General features: G+C 32.9%; 9 protein-coding genes. 3 read left to right on the top strand and 6 right to left on the bottom strand.

The genetic code is table 11. The annotated features are described in order from the left end of the window. Positions 1-4 precede the first annotated feature (4 nt). Genes KO500_RS12095 through nhaB form a run of 4 tightly spaced genes read right to left on the bottom strand, consistent with a single transcriptional unit; the run spans position 5 to position 3,507 of the window. Positions 5-892: an energy transducer TonB gene (locus KO500_RS12095; protein WP_215956802.1), complete on the bottom strand. Its 888-nt coding sequence runs from the start codon at positions 890-892 to the stop codon at positions 5-7. Further along, the gene (locus KO500_RS12100) at positions 892-1,278 is read right to left on the bottom strand and encodes an ExbD/TolR family protein (RefSeq protein ID WP_215956803.1); all 387 of its coding nucleotides are present in this window, start codon (positions 1,276-1,278) and stop codon (positions 892-894) included. Before KO500_RS12100 ends, KO500_RS12095 begins: the two co-directional genes overlap by 1 nt. 11 nt (positions 1,279-1,289) lie before the next feature. Beyond that, positions 1,290-1,982, bottom strand: a complete 693-nt coding sequence (locus KO500_RS12105; RefSeq protein WP_215956804.1) for a MotA/TolQ/ExbB proton channel family protein — start codon at positions 1,980-1,982, stop codon at positions 1,290-1,292. A gap of 49 nt (positions 1,983-2,031) precedes the next feature. Next, the gene (nhaB, locus tag KO500_RS12110) at positions 2,032-3,507 is read right to left on the bottom strand and encodes a sodium/proton antiporter NhaB (protein ID WP_215956805.1); all 1,476 of its coding nucleotides are present in this window, start codon (positions 3,505-3,507) and stop codon (positions 2,032-2,034) included. A 439-nt stretch (positions 3,508-3,946) separates the two neighbouring features. On the opposite strand from nhaB, the gene KO500_RS12115 reads away from it, so the two are divergent. The 3 genes from KO500_RS12115 (at position 3,947) to KO500_RS12125 (ending at position 11,405) form a co-directional block, all read left to right on the top strand. Continuing rightward, the gene (locus tag KO500_RS12115; protein WP_215956806.1) at positions 3,947-5,089 is read left to right on the top strand and encodes an acyl-CoA dehydrogenase family protein; all 1,143 of its coding nucleotides are present in this window, start codon (positions 3,947-3,949) and stop codon (positions 5,087-5,089) included. Between the two features lie 328 nt (positions 5,090-5,417). After that, a complete protein-coding gene (gltB, locus tag KO500_RS12120) occupies positions 5,418-9,926 on the top strand; it encodes a glutamate synthase large subunit (RefSeq protein WP_215956807.1) in 4,509 nt (1,502 codons plus the stop codon). Between the two features lie 9 nt (positions 9,927-9,935). Then, the gene (locus KO500_RS12125) at positions 9,936-11,405 is read left to right on the top strand and encodes a glutamate synthase subunit beta (RefSeq protein WP_215956808.1); all 1,470 of its coding nucleotides are present in this window, start codon (positions 9,936-9,938) and stop codon (positions 11,403-11,405) included. Positions 11,406-11,481: 76 nt separating this feature from the next. Here KO500_RS12125 and KO500_RS12130 read toward each other — a convergent pair whose 3' ends face one another. Then, positions 11,482-12,828 carry a DUF4302 domain-containing protein gene (locus KO500_RS12130; RefSeq protein WP_215956809.1) on the bottom strand — a complete coding sequence of 449 codons (1,347 nt, stop codon included), beginning with the start codon at positions 12,826-12,828 and terminating at the stop codon, positions 11,482-11,484. Between the two features lie 12 nt (positions 12,829-12,840). Continuing rightward, entirely contained in the window at positions 12,841-13,722 is an 882-nt protein-coding gene (locus KO500_RS12135) for a substrate import-associated zinc metallohydrolase lipoprotein (RefSeq protein ID WP_215956810.1), read from the bottom strand. Positions 13,723-13,724: the final 2 nt, after the last annotated feature.

The following is a 13,724-nucleotide window of genomic DNA, read 5'->3' on the forward strand; positions in this document are numbered from 1 at the left end:
TTATTTACTCGCGTACTTTAAAGTTAACAACGACAAAGCCGACTTGTTGACTAGGCGCATTAGCATCAGCTTTCCATGTATGAGAACGAGCAGTTAACTCTGCTGGTTTCAATAAACAAGGACTCGTATTGGTCGTCCCTTTTACTCCTGGAGTAGCTTTAATTACTTTTCCACTTCTATCAACTACAATTTGCACCACTACTCTACCCTGTTCATTACAGTCTGGCTGCACAGAACCTTTACCAGCTAAAGTACGACCATTTAAATAACCACCAGAACCGCCACTTCCTGAGCCTGGAGCTCCATAATATGTAGTAGAATATGGATTCCCGTTGGGACTACCCTTATCCCCTGATTTATTAGCGTCATCACCTTCACTGCCTGAAGCCGTCCCAGTTGATTTGTTTAGACCACCCATAAGCTCATCAAGCTTTTTCTTTTTAGCGTCTTTTTCTCTTTGAGCTTTCTCTTGTGCTTCTTTCTTTTCTTTTGCAATTTTATCCGCCTTAGCTTTTGCTGCTTTTTCCGCAGCTTCAGCTTTACGTTTAGCTTCTTGTTGCTTTTTAATAACAACAGACTCTTCATTATCTTGAGTAACTACTTCCTCCGCAACTTCACTTGAGGCAGCAGTTTCCGGAACAACTTCTTCAATTTTTTCTTGCTGAACAGGAGGAGTTATTGGCCTATTTAAAGGTTCTGACCGTATACGCTCGGTAGGTTGCACGCGACCACTACCATAATCTGTAGTTCCAAAATTTATTGAAATACCATTTTCTTCAGGAGGATCAAGATAAGTAAGACCTACATAAAATAGCAAAACCAGCAACACACTTAACAATATAGTTGTAAGTGTAAATGATTTTTTCTTGTGTTTTGTGTCTAGTAATGACATTAATTAGGGCGCACAGCTAAAATTACCTTGTAACTATTCTTATTTGCTATATCCATAACATGAACTGCTTCTTTTATAGCAACACTTTCTTCTGCTCTAAGAATAATTGTAGGGCTCTCTTGTCCTTCTAGTGCTTTTTTTAATTCAATTTCAATATATTCTCCGTTAATTTTCTCACTATTTACGAAGTATTCTAAATTTTTATTAATACTAACTGATACATTTTGCGTATTAGTAGATTTACCTTTTGCTTTTGGCAATAAGAGATCTAATGCATTTGGCGAATTTGATGTCAACATGAAAAACACCAATAACAGAAAGACAATATCTGTCATTGAAGACATACTAAAATCTGGACTTACTTTATTTCTACCTTTTAGTTTCATAGCTAGAAATATTAAAGTGGTTCATTTAATAAATCTAAAAAGTCAACTGCATTTGCTTCCATTTTATGAACAACTTTGTCTGTACGGTTCACTAAATGGTTATACCCGATATAAGCAATAATACCTACAACTAAACCAGCTACCGTAGTTGTCATAGCTGTATAAATACCTGAAGCCAATGACCCCATTTCAGCCTGACCTCCACTTGAAGCCATTTCATGGAAAGCAAGTATCATACCAATCACAGTTCCTAAGAAACCAATCATTGGTGCTGCACCTGAAACTGTTGCCAATATACTTACATTCTTTTCTAGCTTATACACTTCAAGCGTACCTGCATTTTCAATTGCTTTATTGATATCTTCTAAAGGCTTCCCTATACGAGAAATACCTTTTTCCGTTAAACGAGCAACAGGAGAATCTGTTTGCGCACAAAGAATTTTAGCCGCATCTAATTTACCATTTGTAACATGATCTTTAATTTGATTCATGAAATTTTTATCAATCTTAGACGCCGCCTTTATAGCAAATATTCTTTCAAAATAAATGTATAATGCTACAAATAGCATAACGAATAAAACCAATATAATAATAATACTACCCGTACCTCCATTTACAATTAAATCAATAATTGAAAGTGTTTTTTCTTCAGGTATAGCCTCTCCAATTTGAGCTTCCTCTACAAGGTCTTGAAACAATAACATATAATTCTCCTATTTAAGTTGCCTTTATAACGCAGTTTTTGTTAGAAAATTATACCAATATTAATTTTACCATCAAATAACCTAATCCACCTAAAACAATAGTATAAGGTAAAGCCATTTTTACCATTTTACCATATGATAAATTAATTAACGGAGCCAAAGAAGAAGTTAACAAGAATAAGAAAGCCGCTTGACCATTTGGCGTAGCAACACTAGGTAAATTAGTACCTGTATTAATAGCAATCGCTAATTTTTCAAAATGTTCTTTATCAATTGCTCCACTCTTAAATGCCGCTTGCACCTCACCAATATATACTGTAGCAACAAATACATTATCACTAATAGCAGACAATACTCCATTAGCCATATAAAATAAACCTGGTTGTGTTTGAGGATCTTGCTCTAATGCCCAGTGAATAATTGGACTAAACAAATGCTGATCATGAATCATCGCAACAATTACAAAGAATACCACTAATAAACCTGTAAACGGTAATGCCTCTTCAAATGCGTGACCTAAACTATGCTCATCAATAATACCCATAAATGCTGTTTGTACAATTATAAGAGCTAAACCAATAAAACCCACTGGCGCAACATGCATTGCCAAACCTGCAATTAATAATAAAGCAGCCACTCCTTGAACTACTAAAGCATATTTTTCTTTATCACTTCTTTTAGCATCCTCTTCAATAGTATAATTTTCAATTATATCAGCTACAACCGGTGGCAACTTATCTCCAAAACCAAACCAACCTGTCAACTCTAAAACAACAGTTGTAATTAAACCTCCAAATAATACTGGAATTGTTATAGGAGCCATTTTTAAGAAAAACTCAATAAAATCCCAACCCATTCTTTCCCCTATCAATAAGTTTTGAGGCTCACCTACTAATGTACAAACACCACCTAAAGCAGTACCTACAACACCATGCATAATTAAACTACGTAAAAAGCTACGGAACTGCTCTAAAGTCTCTCCACTTAATTCTTTTCTATCCGCAACACCAGAATCATCATAATCTGCCGTTTCACTTGAGTGAATTTTGTGATAAACACCATAAAAACCAACAGCAACACTAATTAATACAGCTGTTACCGTTAATGCATCTAGAAACGCTGATAATACTGCTGATAATATTACAAACAGTAATGATAACACTACCTTTGATTTAATCTTAGTAAACACCTTACTAAAAATATACATCAATAAAGGTTTCATAAAATATATACCTGCTACCATGAATACTAATAATAGCACTACTTCAAGGTTTTGATCAACCTCATGATATGCATTTTCAGGACTCGTTAACCCTAGAAGAAAAACCTCAATTGCAAGCAAACCTCCTGATTGTAATGGGTAACACTTCAATGCCATTGCTAAAGTAAAAATAAACTCAGCAATAAAAAGCCAAGATGTTACAGTTTTACCTAAAATGAATAATGAAAAAATATTAAAGATTAAAAAACTGATCATGGTTAACTTGAACCATTTTGGACTGTTACCTAAAAAATACTTTAACATATGTGTTTATTTTAAATTAATTGTTTTTAAAAGCGTTATAAAACGCAGTTTTATATAAATGTTCAGTTGTTGAATTTTGTTCAAATATATTTAAAAATGATTTCTTATTTGTTGTTGACCTATCATTTAATATTAATTCATTATTTAATGATGCCATATCTTAAATAAAACAAGCAAATATGTAGTTATCTGTTGTATAATATTAGATTACCAAAACTTATTATATTTTCAAAAAATCAATTTCTAAAACGATTGAGAAAAAATCATCTAGCAAATATAAAAATATTGTTCTGCATCTATTTAAACTAAATATGAAATTTAAGACTTATAGCTTTCCAAAAGCATAATTAGCAAATTCATTAAATTGGGTGTATAATTTTACAACAAAAGCAATATTTAGCTATATTTGATGTAGTTTTTTATTTAAACTGTAATTAATATGAATTTTAAATTATCAGAAGAACAATTAATGATTCAGCAAGCGGCAAAAGATTTTGCTCAAAATGAATTATTACCGGGAGTTATAGAGCGTGACGAAGAACAAAAGTTCCCAGAAGAGCAAGTCAAAAAACTAGGAGAATTAGGTTTTTTAGGAATGATGGTGGATCCAAAATACGGAGGAAGTGGTCTTGATACCCTTTCTTATGTTATAGCTATGGAAGAACTTTCTAAAATAGATGCTTCTGCTTCTGTAGTAGTTTCTGTAAACAACTCATTAGTTTGCTGGGGTTTAGAAGAATTTGGCAATGAAGCTCAAAAAGAAAAATATTTAACCCCCTTAGCTTCTGGAGCTAAACTTGGCGCCTTTTGTTTATCTGAACCTGAAGCTGGTAGTGATGCAACTTCACAAAAAACTACAGCAATAGAAAAAGATGACCATTATATAGTTAACGGAACTAAAAATTGGATTACGAATGGTGGCACAGCAGATTTTTACTTGGTTATCGCTCAAACGCATCCTGAAAAAGGACATAAAGGTATCAATGTTTTAATACTTGAAAAAGGAATGCCTGGTTTTGAAATTGGTCCTAAAGAAAATAAGTTAGGTATTAGAGGTAGTGACACACATTCTTTAATGTTTAATGATGTAAAAGTTCCAAAAGAAAATAGAATTGGTGAAGATGGCTTTGGTTTTAAATTTGCCATGAAAACTTTAGCTGGCGGAAGAATTGGAATTGCAGCTCAAGCATTAGGAATTGCTGCAGGAGCTTACGAACTTGCTTTAAAATATTCAAAAGAACGTAAATCTTTTGGTACAGAAATATGTAATCATCAAGCAATTGCATTTAAACTTGCAGATATGCATACACAAATTGAAGCCGCTAGACATTTAGTTTACAAGGCCGCTTGCGACAAAGATAATAATGAAAATTATGATTTATCTAGCGCAATGGCCAAATTATATGCCTCTAAAGTTGCAATGGACGTAACTGTAGAAGCAGTACAAATTCATGGTGGCAATGGGTTTGTAAAAGAATATCATGTAGAACGATTAATGCGAGATGCTAAAATTACTCAGATTTACGAAGGCACATCTGAAATACAAAAAATAGTGATTTCAAGGAGTATTTTAAGAGATTAATCTAAGTTAAAATTCAACAAAATTAAAATCAACCCCAAAAAAACAGGGGTTGATTAATAAAAACAATCGCTTTACATCACTAACCCCTATTATTTACCCTTAATTAACTTAAAATATAATCTTTTAGCAAAAACACCCCTAAACTACTGAGGGTATAACCAAAACTAATAGATAGCAATTATCATAATCTTAAATTAACATTAACATAAAATTAAATATTGATAATTTTTATCAATTTATTCCAAACGCTACTTTTTTTGTGAAATTAAGGTAGATACTTTATATATAGTTCAACAAAAGTGATATTTTTGAGGAAATACAATATTATATGGCGTTGAAAAAGCAAGGGTTATACCTACCGGAATTTGAGCATGATAACTGTGGAGCAGGATTTATTTGCAGCCTTAAGGGAAAAAAATCTAACGATATTATTCATAAAGCTCTTGAGATACTTGAAAAACTAGAACATAGAGGTGCTGTTAGTTCTGATGGAAAAACAGGAGATGGAGCTGGTATTTTAGTAGATATTCCTCATGATTTTTTTAATGAAGTTTGTGAATTTGAACTTCCTGAAGCTGGTGAATATGCAACCGGTAATATCTTTTTACCTCAAAAAGATAACCAAAGAGATTTTTGTGTTTCCGTTTTTGAAGAAAATATTAAAAAACAAGGTTTAAAACTATTAGGTTGGAGAGATGTTCCCATAAACAAATCTGTGCCTGGTAGAATTGCAATGGAAACTGAGCCATTTGTAAAACAAATCTTTGTTGGCAAAGAAAATGCAGATCAAAGCTACTTTGAATTCAACTTAAAATTATATATCGCTAGAAAAACAACAGAACATACTATAATTGACTCTAAGTTATCAGAAAATAAATTCTTTTATGTTCCTAGTTTATCTACCAAAATAATTATTTTCAAAGGTTTATTAATGCCAGAAGATATTAGTCTTTACTACAAAGATCTAATGGATCCTAGAGTTGTAACTAGACTAGCCTTAGTACACCAACGTTTTTCAACAAACACGTTCCCTACTTGGGATTTAGCGCAACCATTTAGATACATGTGTCATAATGGTGAAATAAACACTTTAAGGGGTAACGTTAGCCGTATGCGTTCTCGTGAAGAGTTATTAGCTAGTGATTATTTTAATGATGAAATAAAAAATATACTACCTGTAATTTTACCAGGTAAATCTGATTCTGCTACTATGGACATGGTAGTTGAATTATTATTGATGACAGGAAGGTCATTACCAGAAGTAATGATGATTTTAGTACCTGAGGCTTGGGAGAAAAATCCTGAAATGTCTGAAGCTAAAAGAGCATTCTACGAATACAATTCTTGTCTATCTGAACCATGGGATGGTCCTGCATCTATACCATTTACTGACGGTAATTATATTGGTGCTGTACTAGACCGTAATGGTTTAAGACCTTCTCGTTACACTGTAACCAAAGATGGTTATGTAATTATGTCATCAGAAACTGGTGTTGTAGATGTTGAACCAGAAAACATTGAACTTCATGGTCGTTTAGAACCAGGAAAAATGTTTTTGGTAAACATGGAAGAAGGCCGTATTATCAATGATGAAGAAATCAAAGAAAATATTGCTAAAAAACATCCTTATAAAAAATGGTTAGATAATAACCTAGTTCATTTAAAAGATATCCCTTATAATGATTGTCCTTTATTTTTAAATGAAGCTTCGTTAGAAAAGAGAAAAGCTACATTTGGTTATACTATTGAAGATATTAATACTATAATCTTACCAATGGGTAAAACTGCTAAAGAGCCATTAGGTTCAATGGGTAGTGATACACCAATTGCCATATTATCTGAACGCCCACAATTAATATACAACTACTTTAAACAATTATTCGCTCAAGTAACAAACCCACCATTAGATGGTATTCGTGAAGAGTTGATTACAGATATTAGTTTAACATTAGGTAGTGACCATAACGTTTTTGACTTTACAGAATTACACTGTAGAAAGTTAAAAATCCAGAATCCTGTAATATCTAAAGAAGATTTAGACAAGATTAAAAATTACGACGCAAGTCCGGATTATAAAGTAACCTCTATCCCTATTTTATATGAAATAAATAAAGGGAATAATGGTTTAGAAGATGCATTACAATCAATTTTAGACCAAGCTAGCAAAGCTATTGATGAAGGCACAAATATTATTATTCTTTCTGATAGAAATGTTAGTAAAGATATGGCTCCAATACCAGCTTTACTTGCTTGTTCATTTGTAAATAGTGGTTTACAAAGACTTAAAAAGCGTTCTAAATTAAGTGTTATTATAGAATCTGCAGAACCAAGAGAAGTACATCACTTCGCTTTATTGTTTGGTTTTGGCGCAAGTGCGATTAACCCTTACTTGGTTAATGAAATTATTGCTGAGCAAATTGAAGAAAATAATATTACTGAATTTACTACTGACGAAGCTATTAAGAATTACAACAAAGCTGTTGGAAAAGGAATTCTAAAAGTAATGAACAAAATAGGAATTTCTACTCTTAACTCTTATAGAGGTTCTCAATTATTTGAATGTATTGGTATTAACACTAAGGTGGTTGAAAAATACTTCCCTAATACTGCTACGAGAATTCAAGGAATTGGACTTTATGAAATAGAAAAAGAAATTGCTAAACGTCATAAAAAAGCATTTAATAGTCATGATGTAGCTGCCAATTTAGATTTAGAAATGGGTGGTGAATACAGATGGAGAAGAAATGGTGAAAAACATATGTTTAATCCATTAACAATTGCTAAGCTTCAAAAATCTGTTAGAAATAACGAACCAGAATCTTATAAAGAGTTTTCTAAAATGGTTAATGAGCAATCAAAAAGCTTAATGACTATTAGAGGTTTATTTGAATTTTCAAACTACGATCCAATTCCTTTAGACGAGGTAGAACCATGGACCGAAATTGTAAAACGTTTTAAAACGGGTGCAATGTCTTACGGGTCTATTAGTAAAGAAGCACACGAAAACTTAGCAATTGCAATGAACCGTATTGGCGGTAAGAGTAATTCTGGTGAAGGTGGTGAAGATGCTGAACGTTTTTACAAGAGCCAAAATGGAGATTGGAGAAACAGTGCAATTAAGCAAGTTGCTTCGGGTCGTTTCGGTGTAACATCAAACTTCTTAACTAACGCAAAAGAAATACAAATTAAAATGGCTCAAGGAGCCAAGCCTGGTGAAGGTGGTCAATTACCTGGCCCAAAGGTGAATCCTTATATAGCTAAAACAAGAAATTCTACACCTTATGTAGGTTTAATTTCTCCTCCTCCGCATCACGATATTTATTCTATTGAAGATTTATCTCAATTAATTTTTGATTTAAAATCTGCAAATAGAGAAGCTAGAGTTAATGTAAAACTAGTTTCTGAAGTTGGTGTTGGCACGGTTGCAGCAGGTGTTGCAAAAGCAAAAGCTGATGTAATTTTAATTTCTGGTTTTGACGGTGGTACTGGAGCATCTCCATTAACATCATTAAAACACTGTGGTTTACCATGGGAACTTGGTGTTGCTGAAGCACAACAGACATTAGTAATGAACGATCTTAGAAATAGAATTGTTCTTGAATGTGATGGCCAACTTAAAACAGGTCGTGATGTAGCTGTTGCTTGTTTATTAGGTGCTGAAGAATTCGGTTTTGCAACTGCGCCATTAGTAGCTTCTGGTTGTATTATGATGCGTGTATGTCATTTAAATACTTGCCCAGTAGGTATTGCAACTCAAAATCCTGATTTACGTAAGAAATTTAAAGGTAAGCCAGAGCACGTAGTAAACTACATGTATTTTGTTGCGCAAGAGCTTAGAGAGATTATGGCACAACTTGGTTTCAGAACTATTGAAGAAATGGTTGGTCAGGTTCAAAAATTAGATCGTAAAAAAGCGATTCAACATTACAAAGCTGCAGGAATTGATTTAACACCAATTTTATATAAAGTTGATGTACCTGCAGGAACTAAATTTTACAATACGCAAAAACAAGACCACAATATAGAAAGCTCAATTGAGTTTGACATTATTGCAAAAGCTCACCCTGCATTATTTAGAAAAGAGAAAATTAGCATTGACTCTCCTATAAATAATTTAGACAGAGCTGTAGGTGCAATTATAAGTAATGAAATTTCAAAAATTTACGGTGCCGAAGGTTTACCTGAAAATACTTTAAAATTAAACTTCACAGGTTCTGCTGGTCAAAGTTTTGGAGCATTCAGTACAAAAGGTATTACTATGGTTGTAAATGGTAATACTAATGATTATTTAGGTAAAGGATTATCTGGAGCCAAATTAATTATAAAAGTACCAGACAAAGCTACTTTTAAACCAGAAGACAATGTGATTACTGGTAACGTAACTTTATATGGTGCAACAACTGGTGAAGCATACATTAATGGTAAAGCCGGTGAACGTTTCTGTGTTCGTAACTCAGGAGCCAAAGCAGTAGTTGAGGGAATTGGAGATCATGGCTGTGAATACATGACTGGTGGTATTGCAGTTATTCTTGGTGAAGTTGGTAGAAACTTTGGTGCAGGTATGAGTGGTGGAATTGCTTATATCTTTGATGAAAACAAAACTTTTGAAAAGAACTGTAATAAAGAAGCTTTAAATCTTTTACCAGTTGACGAAGATAAAGATATAGCGGAATTAAGAGCATTGATTGAGAATCACTATAATGCTACTTTAAGCCCACTAGCACAGAGAATATTAGAAAACTGGGAAGATTCTCTTTCTAAATTCATCAAAATATTCCCTGAAGAATACAAGCAAGCGTTGATACGTTTAGAAAATGAAAAATTAGAAACTATTTAAATCGAAATTATGGGAAAGACAACAGGATTTTTAGAATTCGATAGACAAGTAGAAAAGTACGAACCAGTAGAAGATCGTATAAAGAACTATAAAGAATTTACGATTCCGATGGAATCGAAAGAAGTTAAAGAACAAGGTGCAAGATGTATGGATTGTGGAATTCCATTTTGCCATAGTGGTTGCCCGTTAGGAAACTTAATTCCTGACTTTAACGATGCTGTTTACAATGCTAAATGGGAAAAAGCAGCAACTATATTACACGCTACAAATAATTTTCCTGAGTTTACAGGTCGTTTATGCCCTGCACCATGCGAAGAAGCTTGTGTATTAGGTATTAATGAAGACCCAGTTACAATTGAAAATATTGAAAAAAACATAGCAGAAACTGCTTTTGAAAAAGGATGGGTTGTTGCAAATCCTCCTGCTGAAAGAACAGGAAAAACTGCTGCTGTTGTTGGCTCTGGGCCTTCTGGTTTAGCAGCTGCTCAACAATTAAATAGAGCTGGCCACTTAGTTACTGTTTTTGAACGTGATGAAAAAGCCGGTGGTTTATTACGTTACGGTATACCTGATTTTAAATTAGAGAAAAGTGTAATTGATCGTCGTTTAAAAGTATTAGAAGAAGAAGGTATTATTTTTAAAACAGGAGTTCATATTGGAATTGATATAAAAGCAGATGATCTTAAAAAAGATTTTGACGCTATTGTACTTTGCGGTGGTGCTACTGTTAGAAGAAATTTACCTATAGAAGGTGCTGACTTAAAAGGTGTTGTTCAAGCAATGGATTTTCTTGCTCAAAATAACAGACGTGTAGACGGTATTAAAGATTTAGGCGAAGAAATAAAAGCGACAGGTAAAGATGTTGTTGTTATTGGCGGTGGTGATACAGGTTCAGATTGTATTGGTACTTCTTTCAGACATGGTGCTAACTCAGTATCAAATTTTGAAATTATGGCTAAAGGTACTCCTGAGCGTCCTGCAGACCAACCTTGGCCTTTCTGGCCAATGCGTTTAAAAACGAGTACTTCTCATAAAGAAGGCGCTGAGCGTTTCTTCAGTATATCAACTAAAAAATTCTTAGGTGATAAAGATGGTAATTTAAAAGGATTAGTTACCACTCAAGTTGAATGGATTAAAAAATCAGGACAACGCCCAACCCTAAAAGAAGTTGAAGGAACCGAGAAAGAATGGAAATGTGATTTAGCTTTATTGGCTTTAGGTTTTACTGGTTCAGAAATGACTATTGCAGAGCAATTAGGCTTAGAAGCTGACCCTAGAACAAACATAAAAGCATCTGCTAAAAACTATATGTCTAACGTACCAGGCGTATTTGTTGCGGGAGACCAAAGAAGAGGTCAATCATTAATTGTTTGGGCTATCTCTGAAGGTAGACAAGCAGCACATCATATTGACACATATTTAATGGGAACAAAATCAGAATTACCACTTAAAGGTGATGGCGATTTACCAAGAATATAAGCTTAAAAGAACATCTAATAAAAAAGTCCCATTTCAATAAGAAATGGGACTTTTTTAGTAACTTATTTATATTTTCCTACTGAAAAGCATATGTAGTCATTCTAAAACTAGGATCTTCAGCACTTGTAAAAGTAAATATTGTATTTGAAAACGTAACATTAAAGTCTTCCTCTTTAACATATAACCCCTCTGTATTTAATAAATTATCATCAAGGGCTGATAAAAAAGTTGCGAAAGCAGGAACATCCCAACCATTATCACTTAATTTCAACTTATTATCGACCGTTTCATAAGTAACATAATGTGTAACTGTACCTACTGTTGAACCATCAGTTACATCACCTAATAAATAACCTATAGAACTAACATTAGAGTCACCTCCTACATTAAAATTAAAAGTTGCTCTTAATAGAAAGTAACCTATTGATTCTAGCTGCACATTTACCTCATCAACACTTTTTTGAAAATTTGATGAACTGCTTTGCGCATCATATAAATATTGATCAATAAAACTATAACTATTTACTGCACTAACCACCAATGCATTATCATTAGTTGGGTTAGATGGTGCATTTAAAAATGCTATTTCTGCAGTATTACCCAAGCCTAAATCAGCAATAAATTTATCAGTATCACTATCATAAATAAATTCTGAGATTTCCTGTCCGCTAATTTCAATTGCAGGACTTACCACAAAGCCTTGTTCGTTATAAGCTATTCCAAAAGAATAAGATTCTGTATCATTATTAACCTCAACAAATCTTCTATTTATATTTAAAGAAAAATCAAATATTTCAGTATCTCCATCCACATTTAACACTAAATTTTGATAAACAGATTTTTCAGAATCAGTCAACTGATCAAATATAATTCGGCTATTAATAATATTTTCAACTTCATTGGTAGCTGCTTTTGTAAATCGTAATTCTTCTTGGGTTCTATTGGTTCTGAAAATTATATCTCCTGTAACCTCATCAATACCATAATAAAGAAACTCAAAATCTCCCAAATAGCCTTCACCTAATAAATCAGCATCAGGTGGGTTTGCTGAATCTGACAATTGATGAATATCATTTTTAGTAGTAAAAGATAATTTTATTGTACTACCTAAAACTATATCATACTTACTTTGTAATAATGAGAAATCGTCATCAAAATCCGAAGTCATTTCTACAGTTTCATCATCAAGAAAATTAAAAAAGAAGGTAAAGCCACCTAATTCTTCCGGGCTCGTAAAATACACTGCTTTCCATCCAGTTTCGGAGGATAGCAACACTGTTCTCAACTCTTCTTTCTGAGCATTTATTCGTTCTATTGGACTCTCACTAAAAACTTCAGAGCTATCATCCTCTGAACAGTTCGTTAATAAAAGCACACTCAATATTATTAGTATATGGTGTATTATATTACTACTATTTTTCATTTTGACATCTAATTAATTTATTACTTCTTGAGTATTTCTCGCAGTTACTTCTTGTAACTCATAAATATCTATTGCCCATTGTTTCAAAAAATAATCAGCAACAATCGCTTCTTTAGCTCTAATATTTTCTTTAGCCTCTTCATTGGTAATAGCATCTATAAGTGCATTATATTCCTCATTAGAATTTATCAGCATATAGTTTACCATTTCAGCAAAGTCTTCAATAACACTACTTCTAGCATAATCAGAAATAAAACCTAATTCTCTAGCGTCAGCAATACTTGTATTAAACCATTGCGCAGTATATTCTGATGGAGTAATCTCTCCATAACCATCTTCATCAAAAGGAATTGTTTGGTTTAAAATGTGACAATATTCGTGTTGAATTGTAGACAAGAAACGTGTTATATTTTCCTTATCAGTAAGATCTACTAAATCGGTTTCAAAAAGTGTAATTCGTTTTCCTCCTTCTGCTAGACCCAAAAGAATAGTTCCTGATTGATTATAATTTCTACCTCCAACCAACAACAACTGCCTTGGAGCTACTAATTTTACAAAGTTCTCACCTCCTATCTCAGTATAAGAATCTAACCAAATTTTTTCAACAACTTCTAAAACAGGTTGAACATTATCTTCAATTGGCGGAAATAAATATCTATTGTTATCAACGATAGTTTCATCCCATTCATAAAGCACATCAATATTATATTTAGAAACATAATTACTTCTAATATAAATGTCTAACTCTGTTAAATTTGGCGTTGTTGTATCTAACACACTTTCAGTTAACGAATCCTCTTCTTCTCCACATGCAACTAAGCATAAAACAGTAATAATCATTACCACTGTTTTTGACCAGATTACACTTATTATATTTTTAATATTATTAATCATTA

Origin of the sequence: Cellulophaga baltica, assembly GCF_018861125.1 — a bacterium.
Classification (GTDB): Bacteria; Bacteroidota; Bacteroidia; order Flavobacteriales; family Flavobacteriaceae; genus Cellulophaga; species Cellulophaga baltica_A.

Coding starts and splice junctions, on each gene's coding strand:
- KO500_RS12130 (WP_215956809.1), bottom strand. CDS start 12,828: ATGAAAAATAGTAGTAATATAATACACCATATACTAATAATATTGAGT.
- KO500_RS12105 (WP_215956804.1), bottom strand. CDS start 1,982: ATGTTATTGTTTCAAGACCTTGTAGAGGAAGCTCAAATTGGAGAGGCT.
- KO500_RS12135 (WP_215956810.1), bottom strand. CDS start 13,722: ATGATTAATAATATTAAAAATATAATAAGTGTAATCTGGTCAAAAACA.
- KO500_RS12125 (WP_215956808.1), top strand. CDS start 9,936: ATGGGAAAGACAACAGGATTTTTAGAATTCGATAGACAAGTAGAAAAG.
- nhaB (WP_215956805.1), bottom strand. CDS start 3,507: ATGTTAAAGTATTTTTTAGGTAACAGTCCAAAATGGTTCAAGTTAACC.
- gltB (WP_215956807.1), top strand. CDS start 5,418: ATGGCGTTGAAAAAGCAAGGGTTATACCTACCGGAATTTGAGCATGAT.
- KO500_RS12100 (WP_215956803.1), bottom strand. CDS start 1,278: ATGAAACTAAAAGGTAGAAATAAAGTAAGTCCAGATTTTAGTATGTCT.
- KO500_RS12115 (WP_215956806.1), top strand. CDS start 3,947: ATGAATTTTAAATTATCAGAAGAACAATTAATGATTCAGCAAGCGGCA.
- KO500_RS12095 (WP_215956802.1), bottom strand. CDS start 892: ATGTCATTACTAGACACAAAACACAAGAAAAAATCATTTACACTTACA.